Source organism: Pseudomonas solani (assembly GCF_026072635.1).
Taxonomy (GTDB): domain Bacteria; phylum Pseudomonadota; class Gammaproteobacteria; order Pseudomonadales; family Pseudomonadaceae; genus Metapseudomonas; species Metapseudomonas solani.
On record NZ_AP023081.1, the window covers coordinates 5,390,181 to 5,415,909 of the forward strand.

Below are 25,729 nucleotides of genomic sequence, written 5' to 3' on the forward strand. Positions count from 1 at the left end.
GCCTTCCCCGTTCGAACCCTGCCGGTAGTCCGGGCTTCAGCCCGGGAACGCCTCCGCGCCAACTCCCGGGCTACGGTGCAGAGCTGGCCTCGTGCCGTAGGGTGTGCCGTGCGCACCGCCGCTCGGTGCTTCCGGTGAGGCCCAGGTGCGCGCAGCACACCCTACGGGCGAAACGCCGGATGGCTGCATGGCTTTCTCTCCCTTGAGAGGGCAGAAGCAACACGCACGACTCAGCCCTCGAGAAAGCGCTGCGCCAGGTCCAGTTGCGAGTTGGCCAGCTGGTGCAGCTCCTGGCCGATCTGGCTGTTGCGCTGGGCCTGGCCGGCGCTGCATTCGGCCAGCTCGGCGATCTGCGCGATCTGCCGGTTGACCTCCTCGGCGACCTGCCCCTGTTGCTCGATGGCGGCGGCCATCTGCAGGCTCATGCCGCTGATCTGCCCGACTTCCCCGCAGATGCGTTGCAGCGCCTGGCGCACCTGCTCCACGTCCTGCCCGGATTGCTGCGCCGCCAGCTCGCCGCGCCGCGCGGTGGCCAGGGCCTCGGCGCTGCCGTCGCGCAGGCGCTGGATGGATTGCTGGATCTGCCCGGTGGAGTCGCGGGTGCGCGAGGCGAGGGTGCGCACTTCGTCGGCGACCACGGCGAAGCCGCGTCCGGATTCCCCGGCCCGCGCCGCCTCGATCGCCGCATTCAGCGCCAGCAGGTTGGTCTGCTCGGCGATGCTCTGGATCACCGTGGCGATGCCGCTGATGGATTCGATGGATTCCGCCAGCCGGCCCACGGCGAGGTCGATGTCCGCCACCGACTCGCGCATGCCCTGCATCGAGGCCTGGCTCTGCTCGGCCAGGCGCTCGCCGTCGTGGGCCAGCTGGTCGACCTGGGTGGTGGCCTGGGCGGCTTCCTGCAGGTTGCGCGACAGCGCCTGGATGGTCGCGCTCATCTCGTGGATGGCCGCTGCCGACTGCTCGGCCTCCTGCAGCTGGCGGTCGAGCTGCGCGGCGCCGCTGGCCACCAGTTGCGCGGACTCCTCGCTGCGGGCGCGGAGGATCTCGCCGTTGATGCTGATCCGCGCCATCACCGTGCGCATGCGCAGCTTCTGGCTGTTGAGCGCCATCTCGAACAGGCCGCTGCCTCCCGATGCACTGCGGTAGATCGGCGCCAGCAGCGTGTCGCTGTACACCTGGGCGTGGCCGCCGAGGGCGCGCTGCAGGTCGCGGCGCTGGGTCGCCCGCCGTTGCCAGGCGGCGCCGATCAGCAGCGCCAGGGCCAGGCCGCCCAGTGCCGGTGCGACATGCCCGCCGAGGGTGGCGCCCCCCAGGAGCAGGGCCAGTGCCAGGCCCAGGCCCTGGCCGGCCAGCCATTGGTGCACGCGGCCGGCCAGCGGCAGCGGGGCGCGGCCCTGGCGCAGGCGCGCGTACAGAGCCTCGGCGCGGCGGCTCTGGGCGGCGTCGATGGGGTGGTAGACGGTGCCCAGGGCCACCAGCTCGCCGCCATCGAACAGCGGCACCACGTAGAGCTGGCTCCAGAAGCTCGCACCGTCCCGGGTGCGGCCCATGAGCGGGCCGCTCCAGGGGGTGCCGGCGCGCAGCGTCCGCCACATGCGCTCGATCACCCGCGCCGGCATCTGCGGGTGGTTGATCAGTTCGAAGCTCTGGTTCAGCAGCTCGTCGCGGCGGTAGCCGCAAAGCGCCAGGTAGGCGTCGTTGCAGGCCAGCAGGCGGCCGTCGGGGGCGAGCCGCGAGATGGGCGGCTCGACGAAGGCGGGCAGGGTGGCGAGGGAGGCGCCCATGCTCACCAGCCCGCGCCGCGTTCGGCCTGCATCTTGCGCACCATGGCATCGAAGAACTTCACCGCGAAGCCGCTCTCGCGGATCAGCATGGCGGTGAGGTCGGCGCACTTCTGGCTGACGGCTTCCGGCAGCGGGTTGTCCTCGCCGCCGAGGGCGCCGGCGGCGCACTGGATCTCCGCCGCGCGCTGCACCGTCCAGAGCAGGAAGAAGGCCTTGGCGATGCTGCTTTCGCCCACCGCGATGCCGTGGTTGCGCAGCACCAGGATGTGCTTGTCGCCGAGGCTCTCGATCATCCGCGCCTTCTCGTCATCGAACAGGGTGATGCCCTCGAAGGTGTGGTAGCCGATGCGCCCGTACAGCTGCGCGCCGTAGAAGTCGTGGTGGCCGAAGCCGGCCTTCTTCTGCACCACGGCGGAGATGGGTGTGGTGTGGGTGTGGATCAGGCAGTGGATGTCGTCGCGGGCCCCGTGCACGGCGCTGTGCAGGGCGAAGCCGGCGGGGTTGGCGTCGTAGGGCGAGTCCTCCAGCTTGTGGCCGTCGAGGTCGACCTTGAGCAGGTTGGCCGGGGTCACCTCGCGGTAGTTGAGGCCGAAGGGGTTGACCAGGTAGTGGTGCGCCGGCCCCGGCAGGCGGGCGGAGATGTGGTTGAAGATGGTCTCGCTCCAGCCGAAGAAATCCACCAGGTGGTAGCAGTGGGCGAGCTGCACGCGCAGGGCCCATTCCTCGTCGCTGCAATGCTGGGGCTGGGTGATGGCGATGGCGTTCATGGAAGGCTCCTTGTTCAGTGGCTGGCGCTGCGGAAGCGCGCCAGGGCGATGAGGTGGCGGGTGATGGGCATGGGCAGGTCGAGCAGCTCGGCCAGTTCCAGCACGGCGTCGCCGATGGCGGCCAGCTCCAGGGGCTGGCCCTTGTCGTGGTCCTGCAGCATCGAGGTGCGCACGGCGCCCATGCCGGCGCCGAGTTCGAGGAAGGTCTGCGGGTCGATGTCCACCCGCGCGCCATGGCCGGCGGCCACCAGCAGCGCCTCGTGCAGGGTGGCGCGGGCCAGCTCGCGCAGGCCGGGCTGGCCGTAGAGCTGTTCCAGGGTGGCGCCGCTGACCACCGACAGGGGGTTGGAGGTGAGGTTGGCGATGACCTTGGTCCACAGCGGGTCGCGGATGCGCTCGCTGGCGCGGGCCTCGATGCCGGCGTCGGCGATCACCGTGCGCAGGCGTTCCAGGCGCGGGGTCAGGCTGTTGTCCGGCTCGCCGACGATCATCAGGTGCGGGTTGCTCGACTCGGCCACCCCCGGCGCCGGGCATTGCGCGGTGATGAACACCACGCAGCCGATCACCCGGGCCAGGTCGAGGGCGCTGCTGAGCGCGCCGTCCGGGTCCACCGCCTCCACGCGGCGCCCGGCGAAGCGCCCCGGCAGGCCGTGGAAGTACCACCAGGGCACACCGTTGACCACCGGCACCACCATCGTCTCGTCGCCCAGCAGGGGCTGGATCTGCGGCAACAGCGCGGCCAGGGCCGGGGCCTTGGTGCAGAGGAACACCAGGTCCTGCTGCCCCAGTTCGGCGGCGTCGTCGCTGGCGTCGACCTGCACCTGGTGCAAGCCGTCGAGGTCGTGCAGGCGGATGCCGTCGCGGCGGATGGCTGCCAGGGTCTTGCCCCGGGCCAGCACCTTGACCACCTGGTCGCTGGCGGCGAAACGGGCGGCCAGGGTGCAGCCGATGGCGCCGGCACCGGCGATGCAGATACGCAGGGGAGGTTGCTTCATGGTTCGCTCCATCGAGTGGCCCGCCCGGGATCGCCGGGCGGGCTCGGGTCAACCGGCAAGCATGTCCTGATGCTTGCTGGCGAGGCCCAGGTAGGCCTCGATCACGCGGGGGTCGTCGGCCAGCTGGGCGGCGGGGCCCTGCATGGCGATCTGCCCGGTTTCCAGCACGTAGGCATAGTCGGCCACGCGCAAGGCTGCACGGGCGTTCTGCTCCACCAGAAGGATGGACACCCCCTGCTGGCGCAGTGCGGTGATGATGCGGAAGATCTCGCGGGTGATCAGCGGCGCCAGGCCCAGGCTGGGTTCGTCGAGCATCAGCAGCTTGGGCTTGGCCATCAGCGCGCGGCCCACGGCGAGCATCTGCCGCTCGCCGCCGGAGAGGGTGGCGGCCAGCTGGTCGCGGCGTTCCCACAGCCGTGGGAACAGCTCATAGACCTCGGCCAGGGTGGCAGCATGGCTGCGGTCGCCCCGGCGGTGACGCTGGAAGGCGCCGAGCAGGAGGTTGTCGGCCACGCTCATGCTGGTGAACAGCTCGCGCTTCTCCGGCACCAGGCCGAGGCCACGGGAGACCAGCACTTCCACCTCCGGCACCGCTTCCAGACTGCCGTCGAACTCGACCCGGCCACGGGAGCCGAGCACGCCCATGATGGCCGAGAGCAGGGTGGTCTTGCCGGCGCCGTTGGGGCCGATGACGGTGACGATCTGTCCCTGGCCAACCCGCAGGCTGGCGTTGGACAGGGCCTCCACCTTGCCGTAGGCGACGCACAGGTCGCTGACCTCCAGCACGGCGTCGGCCACCTGGTTTTCCATGGGCTTGAGGGGTTCGATCTGCATGTTCATCACTCTGCGCCTCCGAGATAGGCTTCCAGCACGGCCGGGTTCTTCTGCACCTCTTCCGGCAGGCCCTGGGCGATGCGCTGGCCGAATTCCATCACCACCACGCGGTCCACCAGGCCCATGACGAAGTCCATGTCGTGCTCCACCAGGAGAATGGCCATGCCTTCGCTGCGCAGGCGGCTGAGGAGCAGGCCGAGGGCCTCCTTCTCCTTGTGGCGCAGGCCGGCGGCGGGCTCGTCGAGCAGCAGCAGGCAAGGGTCGGCGCACAGCGCGCGGGCGATCTCGAGGATGCGCTGCTGGCCGAGGGCGAGGCTGCCGGCCTCTTCATGCAGGTAGTCGCCGAGGCCGACGCGTTCCAGCTGTCGGCGCGCTTCGGCGAGCAGGTCGGCCTCCTCGGCGCGATCCAGGCGCAGGGCCGAGGCCAGCACGCCCTTGCCGCCGCGCAGGTGCGCGCCGATGGCGACGTTCTCCAGCACGCTCATGCCCGGCAGCAGTTTCACGTGCTGGAAGGTGCGGCTCATGCCCATGCCGGCCACGCGGCGCGAAGCCAGGCCGTTGATGCGCTTGCCCATGAACAGCACGTCGCCGCTGCTGGGGGTGTCGACGCCGGAGAGCTGGTTGAACAGGGTGCTCTTGCCGGCGCCGTTGGGGCCGATCAGGGCGAGGATCTCCCCAGCGCGGACGTCCAGGCTCATGTCGTTGTTGGCCACCAGGCCGCCGAAGCGCCGGGTGACATGGCGCGCTTCGAGGATCACCTCGCCGTGGGCCGGGCGTTCCCGCTGCGGCAGCTCGCGAGCCGGGGCCTCGGCCGCCGGCAGGCGGTGGCGGGTGCGCAGGCGGGCTGGCACCAGGCGCACCAGCAGCGGCCACAGGCCACCCGGCGCGCGCTGCATCAGCAGCACGATGAGCAGGCCGAAGACGATGGTCTCGTAGTTGCCGGTGCTGCCCAGCAGGTGCGGCAGCAGGTCCTGCAGCCACTGCTTGAGCAGGGTGAGGATGCCGCTGCCGAGCAGGGCGCCCCAGACACTGCCGACGCCGCCGATCAGCGCCATGAACAGGTAGTCGATGCCCATGTTGAGGCCGAAGGGCGTCGGGTTGACGAAGCGCTGGGTGTGCGCATAGAGCCAGCCGGACACCGCCGCGAACACCGCCGAGATGAGGAAGATCACCAGCTTGGAGCGGAAGGTGTCGACGCCCATGGACTCGGCCATCAGCTGGCCGCCCTTGAGTGCGCGGATGGCCCGGCCCTCGCGGGAATCCAGCAGGTTCTGGGTGATCAGCATGGCCAGCAGGAGCACCACCCAGATCAGGTAGAAGACCTTCTCGCCCTTGTCGAGCAGCACGCCGAACAGCGAGATCGACGGCAACCCGCTGACGCCGGTGTGGCCGCCCAGGGATTCCACCGTGCCGAACAGGTAGTACAGCGACAGGCCCCAGGCAATGGTGCCCAGGGGCAGGTAGTGGCCCGAGAGCTTGAGCGTCAGCGCGCCCAGCAGCAGGGCCACCAGGGCGGTGATGGCCACGCCCACCAGCAGCGTCAGCCAGGGCGATGCGCTGGCCCAGGCGAGCCAGGCCGGCAACTGCTCGGCGGTGGTCAGGTAGGCGGTGGTGTAGGCGCCGAGGCCGACGAAGGCCGCCTGGCCGAAGCTGGTCATGCCACCGACGCCGGTGAGCAGGACCAGGCCCAGCACCACCAGGGTATAGAGGCCGATGTAGTTGAGCAGGGTGACGTAGAAGGGCGGCAGCACCAGCGGTGCGACACCGAGCACGGCGACCAGGAGCAGGATCAGGTGGCGCGGTTTCATTCTTCTTCCTCCACGTGACGGCTGGTGAACGAGCGCCAGAGCAGGAAGGGGATGATCAGGGTGAACACGATGATCTCTTTGTAGGTGCTGGCCCAGAACATCGAGAAGGCTTCGATCAGCCCCACCGAGAGCGCGCCGAGGGCGGCCACCGGGTAGCTCGCCAGGCCGCCGATGATGGCGCCGACGAAGCCCTTGAGGCTGATGATGAAGCCGGAGTCGAAGTAGAGCGTGGTGATGGGCGCGATGAGGATGCCCGACAGTGCGCCGATGAAGGTGGCCAGGAGGAAGGTGGCCTTGCCCGCCAGGGTCGGCGAGATGCCCATCAGCCGCGCGCCCATGCGGTTCACCGCCGTGGCGCGCAGGGCCTTGCCGTAGAGGCTGCGTTCGAAGAACAGGAACAGGCCGATGATCAGCCCCAGGGACACGGCTATCACCCACAGCGTCTGGCTGTTGAAGGTCACCGGGCCCAGCTCCAGGCCGGCTTCGGAGAAGGGCTCGGTGCGCGCGCCCTCCGGGCCGAACAGCAGCAGGGCGATGCCGACCATGGCCACGTGCACGGCGATGGAGACGATCAGCAGCACCAGGGAGCTGGCCGAGGCGATGGGCTGGAACACCAGGCGGTAGATCTGCGGGCCCAGGGGCACCACCAGGGCCAGGGTCAGCAGCGCCTGCACTGCCATGGGCAGCTCGGCCAGTGGCAGCAGGCGGATGGCCGCGACCATGACCAGGGCGTAGGCCAGCTTGGCGAGGATGCGCTTGGGAAAGCGGAAGGCGTGGCTGGAGCGCGCGGCGTCGTACAGGTCCAGCGCGCAGTCGATCAGGGTCAGGCCCAGCAGCAGCCAGACCAGGGCGGTGGGATGGCCGGCCTGCAGGGTGGCCATGGTCAGCGCGCCATAGGTGACGAACTCGCCCTGGGGGATCAGCAGGATGCGCGTGACGGTGAAGACCAGCAGGATCGACAAGGCCAGCAGCGCGTAGATCGCGCCGTTGGTGATGCCGTCCTGGCCGAGCAGCATGGCTATCTGGAAATTCATGGTGGGAACTCTTTATCGCAATGGAAGAGACTGTGGCTTCGGAGCCCAGTGCGGCCTCGCCTGGTGGACATGAAGAGCGATGTCCACCCTACGGGGGGTGTCCGCGAGGGTTTCGCTCGTTGGCAGGCGTAGGGTGGATGACGCTTTTTTCATCCACCTTTCGGCGTTGAGCCGGGCTCCGCCTGGTGGACAGAAAAGCGCTGTCCACCCTACGGGGAACCCGTGCCTGCGATCAGTTGCCGCGCAGCAGCGTCCAGTTGCCGTTCTTCACCTGGATCAGCTCGCGGCCGCGTTCGTCGAAGCCGCTGTGGTCCTCGGGGTCATGTTGTAGACGCCCTGGGTGGCAGCCAGCTCGTGGCTTTGCTCCAGCGCGTCACGCAGCGCTGCGCGGAACTCCGGCGTACCCGGTGCGGCCTTGGCGGCGGCGGTGGGGATGGCGTGCTGCAGCAGCAGGCCGGCGTCGAAGGTGTTGGCGCCGAAGGTGGCCGGCTTGCTGCCGTTGAGCTTCTCGTAGGCGGCGATGTAGTCGGCGGCGACCTTCTTCGAGGGGTGGCTGTCCGGCACTTCGTCGAGCACCAGCATCAGGCTGGCGGCGAGGATGGTGCCCTCGACCTTCTTGCCGCCGAGCTTGAGGAAGTCGGGCAGGGCGGCGCCGTGGGTCTGGTACATCTGCCCGCGATAACCCTGGTCGAACAGGGTGGTCTGCGGCATCACCGCGGAGCTGCCGGGCGCCGCCACCAGGACCGCGTCGGGGCGTGCGGAGAGCACCTTGAGGCTCTGCCCGGTGACCGAGGTGTCCTGGCGCTGGAAGCGCTCGTTGGCGACCACCTTGATGCCGTGCTCGGCGGCCATCGCGCCCATCACCTTGGACCAGTTCTCGCCATAGGGGTCGGCGGTGCCGATGAAGCCCAGGGTCTTCACGCCCTTGGCGACCATGTTGTCCACCAGGGCCTTGGCGATCAGGTCGTCGTTCTGGGTGGTCTTGAACACCCATTTCTTCTGCTCGTTCATCGGCAGCACCACGGCTGCGGTGCCCACCGGCGCCAGCAGCGGTACGCCGGCCTCGGCGGCGAACTGAATCACGCCCATGGCGTTGGGCGAACCGCTCGGGCCGATGATGGCGTCGACGTTCTCCTCGCTGATCAGCTTCTTCAGCGCCTTGACCGTGGCGGTCGGGTCGCTGCCGTCATCCAGGGCGATGTATTTCACCTGCTGGTCGCCCGCCTGGGTCGGCAGCAGCGGCACGCTGTTCTTCTGCGGCAGGCCCACCAGGGCGATGGGGCCGGTGGAGGAGGTGATGACGCCGACTTTGACGTCGGCCTGCGCAAGGGAGGCGCAGGCGGCACTGAGGAGCAACGTGGACACAGCTTTCTTGAAGAGCATGACTTTCTCCGAAGAGTTGCAAGGCGATACGGGGCGGTTGTCCGACGGGTGCCGCGTGGCGAGCCCGTGGTCCTTCTTGTTGTGATGCCCGTGCGCTGCACGCTGCCGAGGGCAGGGCGGCGCCGTCGAGCCCATGGAGGGCCGAGTGGCGTGTAGGGCGATAGCAGGTTGCATGCCAGGAAAAATCGTTACCCCGTTGCGGCGCCGTCGGACAGGGGGCGTTTCGGCACGTCGTATGTGGGGGCTGGGCGAGGGGATGGCGCCGGGGTTCCCGTGGCCACTCGCGCACCGCTGCCGATGCGCGCCGATCCCGCAGGCGACAAGGCATTGATCTGGATCAATACGGCTTCTGGAAAGTCGATTTCCTGACCGAAAAATCTCGATTTTTTAGGCTAAAAAACACCTGTTTTTTGATGGCATTTTTGGCCTGTTTTCAGGGGCTGAAAATTCTTTTCGCAAGGGGTTTGTGCAGGGCCTTCGAGCAGGGCGTGGGAACACTTTTTTGAATGATTGTGTTTCTCATTGGTTATATAAACTATTGAAAATAAACGATAAAAATAAGATTCATAGGTGAAATATCCATTTTTATGCCTGTTACCGAAATGCACGGAAAGGGTGCGAAGCAGAGAGAAATGCACCGAATCTACACACGGATTTATTTGCCAAAATTCAATTGACATTTCACGTAAAAATTCCGATTTTAGATTTAAGCGTTCACCTGCTCAGGCAGGCAGAAGGCTTCCCTGAAAGCGCACAGCGCGAACAACTCGAATACAGGTGAAGGCATGGCGACAGTCGTCGAGAAACTGCAGCTTGGAGGGTCCGGCAGGACCGTGATGGTGAAGGACACCGTCGATATCGCCGGCTACCCGACCCGCGCTTCCAGCCGTGCGCTGGAAGAGGCGCCCGACGCCAGCCGCCATGCCGATGTGGTCCAGGCGCTGCTCGATGGCGGCTGCCGCATCACCGGCAAGACCAGCCTCCATGAGCTGGCCTTCGGCACCACCGGCATCAATGCCTGGACCGGCACGCCGAACAACCCGCTTTACCCCGGGCGCATCCCCGGCGGTTCCTCCAGCGGCTCCGCCACGGCAGTTGCCGGTGGGCTCTGCGACTTCTCCCTGGGCACCGACACCGGCGGCTCGGTGCGCATCCCCGCCGCCTGCTGCGGCGTGTTCGGCCTCAAGCCCACGTTCGGCCGCGTGAGCCGCCAAGGGGTGATGCCGGCGCAGTCGTCGCTGGATTGCGTGGGCCCCTTCGCCCGTGACATGGGCATGCTGATCGAGGCCATGGGCCTGATCGCCCCCGACTTCGGCCCGCTGCCCTCTATAGAGGGCGTGCGCATCGGCGTGGTGCCGGTGCAGGCGCTGGACGAAGTGCATTTCGCCGTCGATGCGGCCCTGGCCGCCGCGGATTTCCCCCTGCAGACGCTGCCCTTGCCGGGCATGCGCGCCGCCTATGACGCCGGCCTCACGGTGATCAACCGCGAGACCTGGAACGCCTGCCAGCACCTGCTGGCCAGCGGCAAGGTCGGCGCCGATATCGCCGGCCGCCTGGAGGCCGCCGGCGCCACCACCGACGAGGCGCTGGCCGCAGCCGAAGCCTGCCGCGTGGCCTTTACCGCCGAGGTGGACGCGGCCCTGGCGCAGTGCCCGATTCTCGCCATGCCGACCATGCCCGACTACCCGCTGCTGACGGCGGATGCCGCCGACACCCGCGCGGTGATCGGCATGACCGCCTTCGTGCGGCCCTTCAATCTCACCGGCCACCCGGCACTGAGCATCCCCCTGGTGGGTGCCTCGAAGCTGCCGGTGGGCCTGCAACTGATCGCCGCCAAGGGCGCGGACGAACTGCTTTGTGCAGTCGCCCGCGAACTGGCGCGGCGCCTGGAGCCTTAACCCCATGCCAACCCTGGAGCACACCATGTCTGCGCTAAGCGAGCTGGACTACCAGCGCCCCGTGTCGATCACCGCCAACGACGCGTTCCAGGCGCTGCTCGCCGAGATCCGCGAGCGCGCCCGGAGCGAGGAATTCGACCGGCAGAAATACATCTCCCAGGACATCATCGAGCGCTTCAAGGCGTTGGGCGTGTACCGCGCCCTGGTGCCCAAGCGCTTCGGTGGCGATGAGCGTTCGCCCATCGAGTTCTGCCAGATGATCGAGGACATCTCCATCGCTGACGGCTCCGCCGGCTGGGTGGCGAGCTTCGGCATGAACCCGGTGTACCTGGCCTCGCTGCCCCTGGCGACCCTGGAAAAGGTCTACGCCAACGGTCCGGACGTGGTCTTCGCCGGCGGCATCTTCCCGCCGCAACCGGCCACCTTCGTCGAGGGCGGGCTGGAAGTGAACGGCCGCTGGAAGTTCTCCAGCGGCTGCATGGGCGCCTCGCTGATCGGCGTCGGCATCGCCCCGAAGAACGGCGAGATGCTCGGCCTGCCGCGCCTGGCGGTGATGCCGCGGGAAAAAGTGAAGATCGAGGAAACCTGGGACGTGGTGGGCCTGATCGGCACCGGCAGCCACGACGTGGTGATCGACGGCGTGGTGGTGCCCGAGGACTGGACCTTCGTCCGCGGCGGCCCGGCCAACCTCGATGAGCCGATGTTCCGCTACCCGTCGCTGTCCTTCGCCACCCAGGTGCTGTCCGTGGTCGGCCTGGGTGTCGCCCGCGCCGCGCTGGACTACCTCAGCGGCATGGCCAGCGGCCGCTTCTCGGTGACCGGTGCGCCGGCGCTCTCCGACCGCCCCTGGCGCAGATGCAGGTGGCCAAGGCCGAAGCCGAGCTGCGTGCCGCCCGCGCCTGGTTCTACGAGGCGATGGAAAGCGCCTGGGCCAGCATCCTCGCCGGCGACGCGGTGTCGGTGGAACAGACCAACCTGCTGCGCCTGTCCTCGACCCACGCGACCCGTGTTTCCGCCGAGGTGGCGCGCAGCGCGCAGATGCTTTCCGGCATGAGCGGCGTGTACCGCGACAACCCGCTGTCGCGCTTCGTCAACGACACCCTGGTGATCACCCAGCACGCCTTCATGGGTGACATGACCTACCAGAACGCCGGCGCGATCTTCTTCGGCAACAAGCCGCTGCCCGGCTACCTGTGAATTCCAACTGACTGATCGGTGATTGTGATGAGCGAGAAAAAAGCCCTGCGTGTGTTGTTCTGCATGGGAATCAACCAGAACTTCTTCGACGCCCCGCGCGAAGAGCAGCTGGAAGTCTGGGCCGCGTTCAGCGCCATGTGGAACGGCATCCACGACCTGCCCGGCGTGACCGTGTTCGGCAACATGGACGACGACCAGAGCATGGTCGGCCCGTCCACCGGCTACCCCTGGACCACCTACCTGCTGGCCGACGTGCCGGACATCGAAACGGTGCACGCCGCCTGCAACCTGTTCCGCACCACCGCCGTGGGCACCGGCCCCTACAAGCTGTGGCGCTACTGCAAGGTCGAGGCCCGCACCGGCCGCGAACTGATCATCCAGCGCGCGTGACCGCCATGTCGACCGAAGCGCTCGAGGCGCGCCTGCACCAACTGGAAAGCGAGAACGCCATACGCGCCTGCATGAACCGCTACATGGTGCTGTGCGACGCGCTGGACGCCCGCACCCCGCTCGACGAGCTGGCCGGGCTGTTCACCCACGATGCGCTGTGGGAGGGCAAGGGCGCCAAGTACGCCAGGAGCTTCGGCGGCTACCGCGGGCGCGAGGCCATCGTCGCCATGTTCGCCACTTACATGGTCGAGCCCGCGCACTTCGCCCTCAACGTGCACTTCCTCTGTTCGGAACTGATCCGCGTGGAGGGCGGCGTAGCGATCGGCAGCTGGGTGATGTTGCAGACCTCCACCTTCGCCAGCGGCGCCTCGCACCTCAACGCGGCGCGCCTGACGGTGGAGTTCCGCGAGGAGGAGGGCGCCTGGCGCATGGCGCACTTCCAGACCGAGAACCTGTTCAGCCGCCCGGTGGATACCTGGAACAGCGCCGCGCACCTGCCGGTGCCGGGCAAGAACCAACAAACGTAGGGTGGGCTTCAGCCCACCACAGAAAGGCCAGACGTGGGCTGAAACCCACCCTACAAAGATCGCGCCGACCGGAAGCTCCGACTTGCCGGCACGGCGAGAAAAATCAAGTCGGCACCCAGCGCCGACGAGGAGTGATCGTGACCAACCTGATCGAAACCGTGAACCTGGCCGCCACCCCGGCCGACCTGGTGCAGCACGACCGCGTGCACACCTCGCTCTACACCGATGGGCGCATCTTCGACGACGAGCTGGAGAAGGTGTTCTACAGCACCTGGATCTGGGTCGCCCACGCCAGCGAGATCCCCGACAACGGCAGCTACAAGAGCACCTACATCGGCAAGCAGCCGGTGATCGTGGTGCGCGACCGCAAGAAGGACGTGCACGTGCTGCTCAACCGCTGCCGCCACCGTGGCGCCACCGTCTGCGAGCACAAGAAGGGCAAGGCCAACAGCTTCGTCTGCCCCTACCACGGCTGGAGCTACGGCCTGGACGGCAGCCTGCGCGGCGTGCCGCACCCGGAGAGCTACGCCGACTGCCTGGACAAGGGCGAGCTGCCCCTGGTGAGCCTGCGCGTCGAGCAGTACAACGGCATGATTTTCGCCACCTTCAAGGACGACATCGAGCCGCTGGTGGACTTCCTCGGCCCGGCGAAGAAATGGATCGACCTGTTCATGAAGCAGGGCGCCGGCTACGGCGTGAAGGTCTCCGGCGAGCACCGCTTCCGCTTCCCCGGCAACTGGAAGATCCAGCTGGAGAACACCACCGACGCCTACCACTTCCCGCTGGTGCACAAGTCGTTCCTGTCCTCGGTGGACGAACAGACCCTGGAGCTCTTCGACTTCGTCAAAGGCCCGGGCTATGTCGAAGACCTGGGCAACGGCCACAGTGTGATGGTGATGATCCCCGACCTGATCGACCTCGAAGCCGATCTGGACAAGCCCATCCCCGAGCGCTTCGAGGCCCTGGCCGAGGAACTGCGCGGCGAAGGCATCGACGAGCAGCAGGTGCGCCGCATCGTCCGCGCCGTTGGTGGCTCGGGCTTCAACCTCAACCTGTTCCCCAACGTCGCCTGCTCCATGGCCTTCTTCCGCGTGCTGCAGCCGATCTCGGTGAACGAGACCGAGATCCACCACGCGGTGATCACCATGGACGGCGGCCCGGCCGTGGCCAACCGCTACCGCCTGCGCCTGCACGAGCACTTCCAGGGCCCCATGGGCTTCGGCACCCCGGACGACTCCGAAGCCTGGGAGCGCGTGCAGAAGGGCGCCCAGGCCGGCAGCGACCTGTGGATCATGCTCAACCGCGGCCTGCCGGGCGAGAAGCCCAGCGAGGACGGGCGGGTCAGTGACGTGAGCGCCGAGACCGGCATGCGCGCGGCCTACCAGCAGTGGAAAAAGATGATGTCGGCCTAGGGCGGATCGATATCCAACCCGGATGGCACATGCCTGTAGGAGCGAGCTCTGCTCGCGAACATAGGTGCCACAGAAGCTTCGCGAGCAGAGCTCGCTCCTACGCTGCTCGACGCACTACTTGAGAGACCGATCATGAACCTTGAATTGCTCAACCACGTCAGCGCCTTCATCTGGCAGGAAGCGGACATGCTCGACCACGGCGAGTTCGACGCCTGGCTGGACCTCTGGGCCGATAAGGGCACCTACATCATCCCGATCGACCCCAACGAGACCGATTTCGAGAACACCCTCAACTACGCCTACGACGACCACCACATGCGTCAGTTGCGGGTGAAGCGCCTGATCGGCGGTGAATCCATCTCCACCAGCCCGCGCGCCCGCACCGTGCGTGCCCTGTCGCGCTTCCGCGTGCTGGGCGAGGAGGGTGGCGTGGTCACCGTGCGCTGCGCGCAGAACCTGCGGGAATTCCGCAAGGACGTGCTCAAGCACTACACCGCCGACATCACCTTCGAGCTCCAGCGCGAAGGCGAGGGCTTCCGCATCCAGCGCAAGCTGATCCAACTCATCAACTCCACCGATACCCTCGCCGGTATCGGCTACATCCTGTGAGGGTCTGCCCATGAGCTGCTGCGCGTCGGCGATACGGCGTCATCAATGGCTTCGAGATGCTCATTTACAGCACGTAAATTCCGCTCTCTCAGCCATTGCTTCCTTGTCTCGCTCTAGCTCGCGAGCTCATGAACAGACCCTGGGGAGCCGGTCATGACCCAAATCGCACTCGTCACCGGCGCCGCCCAGGGCCTGGGCTTCGCCATCGCCGGCCGGCTGTTCGCCGCCGGCCATTCGGTGGTGATCACCGACCTGTCGCTGGAGCGTGCCCAGGCCGCCGCCGACCGTCTCGATCCGAGCGGTGCGCGCAGCCTGGCACTGAAACTGGACGTGGCCAGCAAGGCCGACTTCGAGGCCGCCCTGGCGGCGACCCTGGAGCGCTTCGGTGCGCTGCATGCGGTGGTCAACAACGCCGCCATGACCCTGACCACGCCTGTGATGCAGATCAGCCCCGAGGAATTCGACCGGGTGCTGAGCCTCAACACCCGCAGCGTGTTCGTCGGTTGCCAGGTGTTCGGCACGCACATGGCGGCGGCCGGCTACGGGCGCATCGTCAACCTGGCGTCCCTGGCCGGGCAGAACGGCGGCACTGCCACTGGCGCGCATTACGCGGCGTCCAAGGGTGCAATCGTCACCCTGACCAAGGTCTTCGCCAAGGAGCTGGCGGCCAGCGGCGTCACCGTCAACGCCATCGCCCCGGGGCCCATCGAGTCCCCGGCGGTGCGCGCGGCGATTCCGCCGGAGCGCATGGAGGGGCTGCTGGCCAACATCCCGGTCAAGCGCCTGGGCGATGCGGATTTCCTCGGCGACCTGATCGTGCAGCTGACGCGGCCGGAAGCCTATTTCACCACCGGCGCCACCTGGGATGTGAACGGCGGCCTGTACATGCGCTGAGCGACACCGAACAACGATGCGACGGCCGCTGAACGGCCGCCTTCTTTCCATGACGTGCAATGCGGGTGAACCCGAGATGACAGAACAACTCCTCAAGGTCGTGGTGCACAAGCGCCAGTTGCAGGGCGACGGCGTCGTCGTCCTCGATCTGCTGCCGGTCGGCGGCGCGACGCTTCCCGCCTTCGAAGCCGGCGCCCACGTGGACATCCACGTCGCCCCCGGCCTGGTGCGCCAGTATTCGCTGTGCAGTGATCCGGCCGACTCCAGCCTCTACCGCCTCGGCGTGCTCAAGGACCCGGCCTCGCGCGGGGGCTCCCTGGGCGTGCACGACAGCCTGCTGGAAGGGACCGAGGTGCAGATCAGCGCGCCGCGCAACCTGTTCCCCCTGGCCACCGATGCGAAGCGTTCGATCCTCATCGGCGGCGGCATCGGCATCACCCCGATGATCGCCATGGCCCATGCACTGCAGGCCGCCGGCAGCGACTTCGAGCTGCACTACTGCGGCCGTTCGCGCGGCCGCACCGCCTTCCTCGACGAGCTGGCCGCCGCGCCCTTCGCCGGTCACGTCAGCACCCATTTCGACGACGAGCCGGCACAGAAGCTCGACCTGCCCCGCGTGCTGGGCGCGCCCCAGGCGGATGTGCACGTCTATGTCTGCGGCCCGGCCGGCTTCATGGACTGGGTGATAGGCGAAGCGCGCAACGCCGGCTACGCCGAGGCCAACATCCACCGCGAGTACTTCCAGGTCGAGGTCGACGCCAGCGGCGCGGGCTTCGAAGTGGTGGCCGCGCGCAGTGGCAAGACGGTGCAGGTGGCCGAGGGCCAGAGCATCCTCGACGCGCTGGCGGGCGTGGGCATCAAGATCGAGATTTCCTGCGAGCAGGGCGTCTGCGGCACCTGCCTGTGCGATGTGCTGGAGGGCGAGCCGGATCACCGCGACGTCTACCTGACCGACGACGAGAAGGCCGCCAACGACCAGATCCTGGTCTGTTGCTCGCGCGCCAAGAGCTCGAAGCTGGTCCTGGATATCTGAACACCGGAGGGCACTACCATGGTCGATACCACGGGATTTCGTAACGCGATGGCGCTGCTGGGCGGCGCCGTTTCGGTCATCACCACCAATGGCACTGCCGGGCGTTTCGGCTTCACCGCCTCGGCGGTGTGCAGCGTCACCGACCAGCCGCCGACGCTGCTGGTGTGCATGAACCGCTCCTCGTATTCCAACGTGCATTTCAAGAGCAACGGCGTGCTCGGCGTGAACGTGCTGACCGCCGAGCTGAAGGACATCTCGGCGGTGTTCGCCAACCGCGAGCTGGACTCCGACCAGCGCTTCGCCGCCGCCAGCTGGCACACCCTGGAAAGCGGGGCGCCGCTGCTGGACGAGGCCCTGGTGAGCTTCGATTGCCGCATCGCCCAGGCCCATGAAGTGGGCTCGCACACCATTTTCTACTGCGAGGTGCTGGGCATCCGCCACGGCGAGAACCAGGAAGGCCTGGTGTATTTCAACCGCGCCTATCACCGCCTCGGCGATGCCTCCAAGGCAGCCTGCTGATAACGCTTCAAGGCCGGGGAAGAGCAACGTCCCGGTGTAGAAAGTTTCGGTGTTTATCGCCGGAAACTTTGCGAGTGATTCCCGCGCAAAGTCTGCTGTATGAAACACATAACAATAAAGGAGGGTGCCCGTTACTGATGTTCGGGTAATGGGTCTGTTTCGCCTTTTTGCAGTAAGTGGTCATAAAAACAACACTGCGGATTAACTGCCTGCGTTTGCTGATTTGCCAATTAATCTGCTCCCACTCTAGTGCCTTGCACATGTATTAAAGGAACATCCCATGTTTCAGAAAAGCTGGCTGGCCCGCGGCGTTGCTGCCGCGAGCCTGATGGGTGCGCTCGCGCCGATTACCGCCCAGGCGGACTTTCTCGATGATCGGCAAGTGAGCCTCGGCTTGCGCAACTTCTATATCGACCGTGATTACAAACAGAGCGATGCACCGAAGTCGCGTATTGGCAGTTGGACCCAGGGTTTCGACTTCCGCGCCATTTCCGGTTACACCGAAGGCCCCATCCAGTTCGGCCTCGATCTTTCCGCGCAATATGCCTATCGCCTGGATGGCGGTGGTGGCCGTGGCCCGGACAGCATCATTCCCTACGACGACAGCAAGGGCGAGCAGGTGCGTGACTACGGTCGCGCCGCGCTGACCGCCAAGGTCAAGTACTCCAAGACCGAGCTGAAGATCGGCGAGCACCGGCCGATGCTGCCGGTGGCCTTCATGGATGACTCGCGGCAATTGGTCACCACCTACCACGGCTTCCTGGTCGAGTCCCGCGAGATCGACAAGCTCACCCTCACCGGCGGGCGCTTCACCGAGATCAGCGGGCGCGAATCCTCCGACCGGGAGAAGATGTACCTGTTCAACGGCCCGGACATCAAACGCCGCAGCGACGGCCTCAACTTCGGCGGCGCCACCTACGCCTTCAGCCCGGCGCTCTCGGCCACCTACTTCTACGGCCAGTTGGAGGACATCTACGAGCAGCACTACGGCGGCCTGACCTACAACGCCGACCTGGGCGACGGCTTCGGCCTGAAGACCGACCTGCGCTACTTCGACAACAAGGAAGACGGCAAGGCGCTCTACGGCGAGATCGACAACCGCTCCTACGGCGCCATGACCACCCTGCGCAAGGGCGCCCACGCCATCGGCGTCGGCTACCAGCGCATGCTCGGCGACAGCACCTTCCCCACGCTCAACGGCTACGCCCCGCAGCCGTACCTGGTGAACTGGTCCACCGTCGCCTTCGTCAAGCCCAACGAAAGCTCCTGGCAGCTGCGCTACGACCTGGACTTCGCCAGCTATGGCGCGCCGGGCCTCAAGCTGATGACCCGCTACCTGCGCGGCACCGGCATCGATCGCGGCAACAACGCCCTGGATGAGAACGTCGAGAGCGAGCGCAACATCTTCCTCAGCTACGTGGTGCAGAGCGGCCCGCTCAAGGGGGTCGGCTTCGAGTGGCGCAACATCGACGTCAAGACCCGCTACGGCAACGGCGCGGCCTCGGGGGCGGACTACAAGGAGAACCGCCTGATCACCACCTACACCTTCAAGTTCTGAGCCGCAGGGTATGAAGGGCCGGCCCGGCGTTGTCGCTTCCTGCAAAAGCTGGAAGCACACTGCCGGGCCGGATCAAACCTGTAGGGGCGAATTCATTCGCCAAGGGTCGCGGAGCGGCCCCAGGACAGCATGGGTGATGAGCCCCTTGAAGGCGCTTCGCGAGCAGAGCTCGCTCCTACGGACCGTGCGGGCGATGAGCCCGCGTCCTGTACCAATCCCTTTGTTTTCACCTCGGCCCGGCCACTCCTTTGCGGGCCTTTTTTATTGCGATGCGCCTGTGCGTTCAGGCGTCCTGCGCCACCAGCTCCCCGATCAGCGCCAGGCAGTCCCCCAGTGCCGGGGAGGTGTCACCCACGCGGCGGCTGATGATGATCGGCGAGGTGGCGTTGCTTTCCAGCAGGCGGGTGTAGCCGATGTCGTCGCGGTGCTGCAGCTGCACCGAGGCGGGCACCAGGGTGATGCCGATGCCGGCGGCAACCAGGCCGATGGCGGTCTGCAGTTCGTTGGTCCACTGCACGACACGGATTTGCAATCCGTGGGTGGCGAACAGCGCGAGCACATGGTCGGCGTAGCTCGGGCGCGGGTTGCCCGGGTAGAGCACGAAGGGCTCGCGGGCCAGGGCCTCCAGGCTCGCCGGGGCGGCCAGCAGCGGGTGGCCGGCGGGGAGGGCGGCGACCAATGGATCCAGGGTCAGCACCTGCTGGTGGATGGCCGGATCCTCGATATGGATGCGGCCGAAGCCGATGTCGATGCGCCCGGCCTTGAGCGCCTCCACCTGCTGCAGGGTGGTCATTTCGTTGAGCCCGAGCTCCAGCTCGGCGTCGCTGCGCAGGCGGCGGATCAGCTCCGGCAGCACGCCGTAGAGGGTCGAGGGGGCGAAGCCGATGCCCAGCCAGGTCTTCTCGCCCTGACCGATGCGCCGGGTGTTGTCGCAGACCTTAGCCAACTGCTCCAGCAGGGCGCTGGAGTGCTCGTGGAAGAAGCGCCCCGCCTCGGTCAGGCGCAGGGGCCGGCCACGCTCCAGCAGGGTGACGCCGAGCTCTTCCTCGAGCTGCTGGATCTGCCGGCTCAAGGGCGGCTGGGCGATGTGCAGGCGCTCGGCGGCGCGGGTGAAGTTGAGGGTTTCGGCAAGGGCCTGGAAGTAGCGCAGGTGGCGAAGCTCCATGGGAATCTCTCTGTGCCTGGTTTGATACCTAGTGGGTATCGTGCCAGACAAACTCAATATTGGAAGCCTGGGATTTGCAGATTTACGCTGCGAAACAGTGAAAACAGAACCTGATGGGTATTGAAATGATTTCTACCGCGATCGAGTCCCTCGAAGCGATCATCGTCGACCTGCCGACCATCCGCCCGCACAAGCTGGCGATGCACACCATGCAGAACCAGACCCTGGTGATCCTGCGCATCCGCTGCGCCGACGGCATCGAGGGCATCGGCGAAGCCACCACCATCGGTGGCCTGGCCTACGGCTACGAAAGCCCCGAGAGCATCAAGACCAACCTCGACCGCTACTTCGCGCCGCTGCTGATCGGCCAGGACGCCAGCAACATCAACGCCGCCATGCAGCGCATCGACCGCGTGGTGAAGGGCAACACCTTCGCCCGCTCGGCGGTGGAAACCGCGCTGCTGGACGCCCAGGGCAAGCGCCTGGGCCTGCCGGTGAGCGAGCTGCTCGGTGGCCGTGTGCGCGACAGCCTGGAAGTGGCCTGGACCCTGGCCAGCGGCGACACCGCCCGCGACATCGCCGAGGGCGAGCACATGCTGGAGGTGCGCCGCCATCGCATCTTCAAGCTGAAGATCGGCGCCAACGAAGTGAACCAGGACCTGCGCCACGTCATCGCCATCAAGAAGGCCCTGGGCGATCTCGCCAGCGTGCGTGTCGACGTCAACCAGTACTGGGATGAAGCCGTCGCCCTGCGTGCCTGCCAGGTATTGGGCGACAACGGCATCGACCTGATCGAGCAGCCCATCTCGCGCAACAACCGCGCCGGCCAGGCGCGCCTCGCCCTGCGCAGCCCGGCGCCGATCATGGCGGACGAGTCCATCGAATGCGTCGAGGACGCCTTCAACCTCGCCCGCGAAGGCGCCGCCCCGGTGTTCGCCCTGAAGATCGCCAAGAACGGTGGCCCGCGCGCCGTACTGCGCACCGCCGCCATCGCCGAGGCGGCCGGCATCGGCCTCTACGGCGGCACCATGCTCGAAGGCAGCGTCGGCACCCTGGCCTCCGCCCACGCCTTCATCACCCTGGCCGAACTGGCCTGGGACACCGAACTGTTCGGCCCGCTGCTGCTGACCGAGGAGATCGTCACCGAGCCGCCGCGCTACCAGGACTTCCAGCTGCACGTGCCGCGCCTGCCCGGCCTCGGCCTGACCCTCGACGAGGAGCGCCTGGCGCGCTTCCGCCGTACCTGAACCCTCGCCTGAAGAAGGAGATGCTTCCATGCTGTTCCACGTGAAGATGACCGTGAAGCTGCCGCTCGACATGGACCCGGACAAAGCCGCCAAGCTCAAGGCCGACGAGAAGGAACTGGCCCAGCGCCTGCAGCGCGAGGGCAAGTGGCGCCACCTGTGGCGCATCGCCGGCCACTACGCCAACTACAGCGTGTTCGACCTGGCCAGCGTCGAAGAGCTGCACGACACGCTGATGCAGCTGCCGCTGTTCCCGTACATGGAGATCGAGGTCGACGGGCTCTGCCGCCACCCTTCGTCGATCCACCAGGACGATCGCTGATCGCCGCACCGTCCCAGCTAAGCCCGGCCAATAACTACAAGATGAGGTTCCAACCATGACTGTCAAACTCTCCCAGACCGATAGCGTCCAGCAGTTCTTCAAGGAAGCCAGCGGCTTCACCAACGACCAGGGCAGCCCGCGCATGAAGGCACTGGTGAACCGCATCCTCCTCGACACCGTGAAGATCATCGAGGACCTGGACGTGACCACCGAGGAATTCTGGAAGGCAGTGGATTACCTCAACCGCCTGGGCAGCCGCCAGGAGGCCGGCCTGCTGGTCGCCGGCCTGGGCGTCGAGCACTACCTCGACCTGCTGCTGGATGCCCAGGACGAAGCCGCCGGCTTCAGCGGCGGTACCCCGCGCACCATCGAGGGCCCGCTCTACGTGGCCGGTGCGCCGCTGTCCGAGGGCGAGGCACGCATGGACGACGGCACCGACCCGGGCACCGTGATGTTCCTCCAGGGCCAGGTGCTGGACACCGACGGCAAGCCGCTGGCCGGCGCGACGGTCGACGTCTGGCACGCCAACACCAACGGCACCTATTCCTACTTCGACAGCACCCAGTCCGAGTTCAACCTGCGTCGGCGCATCATCACCGACAGCGAAGGCCGCTACCGCGCCCGCAGCATCGTGCCTTCCGGCTACGGCTGCCCGCCGGACGGCCCCACCCAGGAGCTGCTCAACAGCCTGGGCCGCCACGGCAACCGCCCGGCGCACATCCACTTCTTCATCTCCGCCCCCGGCCATCGCCACCTGACCACCCAGATCAACCTCTCGGGCGACCAGTACCTGTGGGACGACTTCGCCTACGCCACCCGCGAAGGCCTGGTGGCCGAGGTGCGCTTCATCGAGGACGCCGCTGCCGCCGACGCCCGGGGCATCGAAGGCCGCTTCGCCGAGATCGACTTCGACTTCCAGCTGCAAGCCGCCGTCAAGCCCAAGGAAGAAGAGCGCCGCGACCGCGTCCGCGCCCTGGAAGCCTGAGGCCCGTAGTCCCGGCGGGGAATCACCCGATTTTCCCCGCTGTTTTCAACCACGCCGGTGGTCATGCCGGCGTGGTTTTTTTGTGCCGGCGATGGGCCTTTCTCGGCTGAAGCCGCTTCCACAAAGCGCCGCAGCACCGTGTCTTTTCCGATCAACGACGATCACCGGGCCGTAGGGTGGATGACGCTCTTTTCATCCACCAGCGGTGTTGTGGCGTGCGGCGATATACGGCTTGGGTGGGGAGGGGGCATGCGGGCCGCTGCGCGGCCCTTGGGCGAATGAATTGGCCCCTACGGGATCGATTGCCGAGCCGGCACCAATCCCTTGCACATTCCGAATCCTCGTTGCGCATTCCGCGCAGCCGGGTGCGGGTCGGGCCCCTAGGATCGAGGCTCTTGAACGAGGAGCTTGGCCCATGAATATCAGCGTTATCGGCGGTGGACACGGTTGCTACGCGGCAGCCATCGAGCTGGCGGAGAAGGGGCACCGCGTGTGCCTGTGGCGCCGTGACGGCGCGGCGCTCAAGGAGCTGGCGGCCATCGGCAGCCTGACCGTCAAGGACTACCGCGGCACCCGCCAGGTGGCCGTGGGCGGCGAGGGCGCCAGCCTCAGCCTGAGCGACGACCTGGCCGAAGCCTTGGCCTTCGCCGAGCTGCTGGTGGTGCCGCTGCCATCCACCACCCATGAGAGCCTGGCGCGGGAAATGGCGCCGCTGCTGCGCGACGGCCAGGTGCTGTTCCTGCCGCCAGGCACCTTCGGCAGCTACCTGTTCGCCAAGGCCATGCACGAGGCCGGCAACGACGCCGAGGTGGCCTTCGCCGAGACCGGCACCTTGCCCTACCTGGCCCGCAAGCACGGTGCGGCCAACGTGGTGATCAGCGGCTATGCCACACGCCTGCCCACCGGCGTGTTCCCCTGCCGCCTGGCCGAGCCGGCTTTCGCCCTGCTGCGCCAGGCCTACCCGAGTGTCGAACCCATCGAGGACGGCCTCAGCGGCGCGCTGATGAACGCCGGGCCGATCATTCACCCGCCGCTGATCATGATGAACGCCGGCCCCCTGGAGCACTTCGAGACCTGGGACATCCACAACGAAGGCACCCAGCCGGCCATCCGCCGCGTCACCACCGCGCTGGACGCCGAGCGCATGGCCCTGCGCGAGGCGCTGGGCTACCCGGCGCCGCATTTCCCCCTGGCCGACCACTACAACACCACCGAGGGCGATGAGTGGATGTACGGCCGCGGTGCCCACGGCAAGCTCACCGACAGCGGCGACTGGCGCGAGGACATCGACCTGCAGCGCCACCGCTACATGCTCGAGGACACCCGCCTGGGGCTGTCCTTCCTGGTTTCGGTGGGGCGCTGGGCCGGCGTGCCCATGCCCGTCGCCCAGGGCCTGCTGAGCATCGCCTCGGCGGTGGCCGGTTTCGATCTCTATGCCGAGGGCCGCACCCTGGAGCGCCTCGGCCTGGCCGGGTTGAGCCGCGCCGAAATGGTCGAGCTGCTGCGCGAGGGCATCCACTGATGGCCGCGCGCATCGCCGTGGTCGGCGCCGGGCGCATGGGCGAAGGCATCGCCCTGGCCTTCATGCACGCCGGGCTGCCGGTGACCCTCATCGACATCAAGGCCCGTGATGCCGAGCAGCAGCGGGTGTACTTCGACAAGGTGCGCGCCAGCCTCGCCGGCGAGCTGCAGACCCTGGTACGCCTCGGCGTGCTCGAACCCGGGCAGGCGGACGAAGCATTGGGCCGGGTGCGCCTGTGCGACCGCGAGCAGGCGCTGGCCGACCTGGCCTGCGCCGAGCTGGTGTTCGAGGCGGTACCAGAGGTGCTGGAGGTGAAGCGCGAGTGCTTCGCCTGGCTGAGCCTGCATTGCAGCGGCGACTGCATCATCGCCTCGACCACCTCCACCTTCCTGGTCACCGAGCTGGCCGGGCTGGTCAGCCACCCCGGGCGTTTCGTCAACGCCCACTGGCTCAACCCGGCCTACCTGATCCCGCTGGTGGAGGTGAGCCGCAGCGAAACCACCCGCGGCGAGGTGGTCGAGCGCCTGCTGGCGCTGCTGCGCCAGGTGGGCAAGGTGCCGGTGCTCTGCGCCCCGGCGGCGGGCTACATCGTGCCGCGCATCCAGGCCCTGGCGATGAACGAGGCCGCGCGCATGGTGGAGGAGGGCGTGGCCAGCGCCGAGGACATCGACACGGCGATCCGCGTCGGCTTCGGCCTGCGCTTCTCGGTACTGGGCCTGCTGGAGTTCATCGACTGGGGCGGCGGCGACATCCTCTATTACGCCTCGCGCTACCTGGCCGGGGCCATCGACCCGCGTTTCGCCTCGCCCCAGGTGATCGCCGACAACATGCACGAGGGCCGCAACGGTTTGCGTGAGGGGCAAGGCTTCTATGACTACGCGGGCGTGGACGTGGAGGCCTACAAGCTGCGCCGCCTCGGCGAATTCACCCGCAAGCTCGACCTGATGGGGCTCGCCCCGCGTTTCAACGGGGCCTTGAGGCAGGCGTGAACGCGCCCCTCGCGGCCCCGGTTGCAGGGTGGCGGGCACAGTGCCCGCCGCCGTATCTAGATGAACCACGGACCACGAGGTAACGATGCGCCTGTTCGAATTGATCACCTTCACCCTGCGCGTGCGCACCACGGCCGACGCCCTGGCGCGCCTGGAAGAAACCCTGGCCAGCAGCGGCCCCGGCTGCACACTGATGGGCTGCTGGGCCTCGGAGATCGGCCCGTTGAACCAGGTCATCGTGCTGCGCGGCTTCACCGACGAGCAGGCCCGCCAGGCCGAGCGCGAGCGCTACTTGCTGGCGCGGGACGCCTTCGGCATCGAATGCTTCATGACCGACATGAAGGTGGAGAACTACACGCTGTTCCCCTTCCTCGAACCCCTGGCGCCGGGCGCCCATGGGCCCTTCTACGAACTGCGGGTGTACGACCTGATCCCCTCCGGCCTGGCGCCGACCCTGGAAGGCTGGAAGAAGGCCGTCGGCCCGCGCACCGGCGAGGGCTATTCCCAGGTCTACGCAGCCTTCTACGCTACCGATGGCCGCACTCCGCGCTACCTGCACATCTGGCCCTACGCCAGCCTGGAGCAGCGCCTCGACGTGCGCACTCGCGCGGTGGCCGATGGCGTGTGGCCGCCGGAAAACTCCGGCCCGCAGCTGCGCGACATGCACTCCACCGCGTGCCTGCCGGCGCGCTTCTCGCCGTTGCGGTGAGGGGTTGGCGGTGCTGCGCACCGCTGGGCGAATGAATTCGCCCCTCCCAGGCGGGCTGTGGTGTGGGGTTGATGCATCGCCTGGTGGATGAAAAGAGCGTCATCCACCCTACACAGCGTTCAGCTTCGTAGGGCGGGTGAAACCCGCG

The 25,729-nt window shown here is 67.3% G+C and carries 22 protein-coding genes and 2 pseudogenes; 16 read left to right on the top strand and 8 right to left on the bottom strand.

What is annotated here, in order from left to right:
* Nucleotides 1-230: 230 nt before the first annotated feature.
* The 7 genes and pseudogenes from PSm6_RS24450 to PSm6_RS24480 all read right to left on the bottom strand — a co-directional run bounded on the left by PSm6_RS24450 (nt 231) and on the right by PSm6_RS24480 (nt 8,608).
* Complete coding sequence (locus PSm6_RS24450; protein ID WP_265168481.1) at nt 231-1,787, bottom strand: methyl-accepting chemotaxis protein; 1,557 nt, start codon at nt 1,785-1,787, stop codon at nt 231-233.
* A gap of 2 nt (nt 1,788-1,789) precedes the next feature.
* The gene (locus PSm6_RS24455) at nt 1,790-2,554 is read right to left on the bottom strand and encodes a class II aldolase/adducin family protein (protein WP_236206070.1); all 765 of its coding nucleotides are present in this window, start codon (nt 2,552-2,554) and stop codon (nt 1,790-1,792) included.
* A 14-nt stretch (nt 2,555-2,568) separates the two neighbouring features.
* Nucleotides 2,569-3,549 (bottom strand): ketopantoate reductase family protein, encoded by a 981-nt coding sequence (locus PSm6_RS24460; protein ID WP_265168483.1) that lies wholly within the window; start codon nt 3,547-3,549, stop codon nt 2,569-2,571.
* A gap of 48 nt (nt 3,550-3,597) precedes the next feature.
* Nucleotides 3,598-4,383 (bottom strand): ABC transporter ATP-binding protein, encoded by a 786-nt coding sequence (locus PSm6_RS24465; protein WP_371876966.1) that lies wholly within the window; start codon nt 4,381-4,383, stop codon nt 3,598-3,600.
* 5 nt (nt 4,384-4,388) lie between these two features.
* Nucleotides 4,389-6,191: a branched-chain amino acid ABC transporter ATP-binding protein/permease gene (locus tag PSm6_RS24470; RefSeq protein ID WP_265168484.1), complete on the bottom strand. Its 1,803-nt coding sequence runs from the start codon at nt 6,189-6,191 to the stop codon at nt 4,389-4,391.
* Nucleotides 6,188-7,225, bottom strand: a complete 1,038-nt coding sequence (locus PSm6_RS24475; protein ID WP_265168485.1) for a branched-chain amino acid ABC transporter permease — start codon at nt 7,223-7,225, stop codon at nt 6,188-6,190. Before PSm6_RS24475 ends, PSm6_RS24470 begins: the two co-directional genes overlap by 4 nt.
* A gap of 232 nt (nt 7,226-7,457) precedes the next feature.
* A pseudogene (locus PSm6_RS24480) lies at nt 7,458-8,608 on the bottom strand (ABC transporter substrate-binding protein).
* A 785-nt stretch (nt 8,609-9,393) separates the two neighbouring features.
* Here PSm6_RS24480 and PSm6_RS24485 point away from each other — a divergent pair.
* The 10 genes and pseudogenes from PSm6_RS24485 to PSm6_RS24530 all read left to right on the top strand — a co-directional run bounded on the left by PSm6_RS24485 (nt 9,394) and on the right by PSm6_RS24530 (nt 18,645).
* Nucleotides 9,394-10,506: an amidase gene (locus PSm6_RS24485; protein WP_265168487.1), complete on the top strand. Its 1,113-nt coding sequence runs from the start codon at nt 9,394-9,396 to the stop codon at nt 10,504-10,506.
* Between the two features lie 25 nt (nt 10,507-10,531).
* Nucleotides 10,532-11,703 (top strand): annotated as a pseudogene (locus tag PSm6_RS24490) (acyl-CoA dehydrogenase family protein).
* Nucleotides 11,704-11,730: 27 nt separating this feature from the next.
* Nucleotides 11,731-12,093 carry a hypothetical protein gene (locus tag PSm6_RS24495; protein ID WP_021217328.1) on the top strand — a complete coding sequence of 121 codons (363 nt, stop codon included), beginning with the start codon at nt 11,731-11,733 and terminating at the stop codon, nt 12,091-12,093.
* A 5-nt stretch (nt 12,094-12,098) separates the two neighbouring features.
* Entirely contained in the window at nt 12,099-12,620 is a 522-nt protein-coding gene (locus PSm6_RS24500) for a nuclear transport factor 2 family protein (RefSeq protein ID WP_265168488.1), read from the top strand.
* A 137-nt stretch (nt 12,621-12,757) separates the two neighbouring features.
* Complete coding sequence (locus PSm6_RS24505) at nt 12,758-14,032, top strand: aromatic ring-hydroxylating oxygenase subunit alpha (RefSeq protein ID WP_021217326.1); 1,275 nt, start codon at nt 12,758-12,760, stop codon at nt 14,030-14,032.
* Between the two features lie 132 nt (nt 14,033-14,164).
* On the top strand, nt 14,165-14,641 hold the full coding sequence (locus PSm6_RS24510; protein WP_043244749.1) for an aromatic-ring-hydroxylating dioxygenase subunit beta: 477 nt from the start codon (nt 14,165-14,167) through the stop codon (nt 14,639-14,641).
* A gap of 153 nt (nt 14,642-14,794) precedes the next feature.
* Nucleotides 14,795-15,535: an SDR family NAD(P)-dependent oxidoreductase gene (locus PSm6_RS24515; protein WP_043244751.1), complete on the top strand. Its 741-nt coding sequence runs from the start codon at nt 14,795-14,797 to the stop codon at nt 15,533-15,535.
* Between the two features lie 76 nt (nt 15,536-15,611).
* Nucleotides 15,612-16,568 carry a PDR/VanB family oxidoreductase gene (locus PSm6_RS24520; protein WP_265168489.1) on the top strand — a complete coding sequence of 319 codons (957 nt, stop codon included), beginning with the start codon at nt 15,612-15,614 and terminating at the stop codon, nt 16,566-16,568.
* A gap of 18 nt (nt 16,569-16,586) precedes the next feature.
* The gene (locus PSm6_RS24525) at nt 16,587-17,087 is read left to right on the top strand and encodes a flavin reductase (protein WP_031286976.1); all 501 of its coding nucleotides are present in this window, start codon (nt 16,587-16,589) and stop codon (nt 17,085-17,087) included.
* A 280-nt stretch (nt 17,088-17,367) separates the two neighbouring features.
* Complete coding sequence (locus tag PSm6_RS24530; protein WP_021217321.1) at nt 17,368-18,645, top strand: OprD family porin; 1,278 nt, start codon at nt 17,368-17,370, stop codon at nt 18,643-18,645.
* 283 nt (nt 18,646-18,928) lie between these two features.
* Here PSm6_RS24530 and PSm6_RS24535 read toward each other — a convergent pair whose 3' ends face one another.
* Nucleotides 18,929-19,810 (bottom strand): LysR family transcriptional regulator, encoded by an 882-nt coding sequence (locus tag PSm6_RS24535; protein WP_265168490.1) that lies wholly within the window; start codon nt 19,808-19,810, stop codon nt 18,929-18,931.
* 125 nt (nt 19,811-19,935) lie between these two features.
* On the opposite strand from PSm6_RS24535, the gene PSm6_RS24540 reads away from it, so the two are divergent.
* The 6 genes from PSm6_RS24540 to PSm6_RS24565 all read left to right on the top strand — a co-directional run bounded on the left by PSm6_RS24540 (nt 19,936) and on the right by PSm6_RS24565 (nt 25,581).
* Entirely contained in the window at nt 19,936-21,057 is a 1,122-nt protein-coding gene (locus tag PSm6_RS24540) for a muconate cycloisomerase family protein (RefSeq protein WP_043244755.1), read from the top strand.
* A 28-nt stretch (nt 21,058-21,085) separates the two neighbouring features.
* Complete coding sequence (gene catC, locus PSm6_RS24545; RefSeq protein ID WP_021217318.1) at nt 21,086-21,376, top strand: muconolactone Delta-isomerase; 291 nt, start codon at nt 21,086-21,088, stop codon at nt 21,374-21,376.
* A gap of 55 nt (nt 21,377-21,431) precedes the next feature.
* The gene (gene catA, locus PSm6_RS24550) at nt 21,432-22,361 is read left to right on the top strand and encodes a catechol 1,2-dioxygenase (protein WP_265168491.1); all 930 of its coding nucleotides are present in this window, start codon (nt 21,432-21,434) and stop codon (nt 22,359-22,361) included.
* 415 nt (nt 22,362-22,776) lie between these two features.
* Nucleotides 22,777-23,883 carry an NAD/NADP-dependent octopine/nopaline dehydrogenase family protein gene (locus tag PSm6_RS24555; RefSeq protein WP_021217316.1) on the top strand — a complete coding sequence of 369 codons (1,107 nt, stop codon included), beginning with the start codon at nt 22,777-22,779 and terminating at the stop codon, nt 23,881-23,883.
* The gene (locus tag PSm6_RS24560; RefSeq protein ID WP_021217315.1) at nt 23,883-24,872 is read left to right on the top strand and encodes a 3-hydroxybutyryl-CoA dehydrogenase; all 990 of its coding nucleotides are present in this window, start codon (nt 23,883-23,885) and stop codon (nt 24,870-24,872) included. Before PSm6_RS24555 ends, PSm6_RS24560 begins: the two co-directional genes overlap by 1 nt.
* Nucleotides 24,873-24,957: 85 nt before the next feature.
* Complete coding sequence (locus tag PSm6_RS24565) at nt 24,958-25,581, top strand: NIPSNAP family protein (RefSeq protein ID WP_021217314.1); 624 nt, start codon at nt 24,958-24,960, stop codon at nt 25,579-25,581.
* Nucleotides 25,582-25,729: the final 148 nt, after the last annotated feature.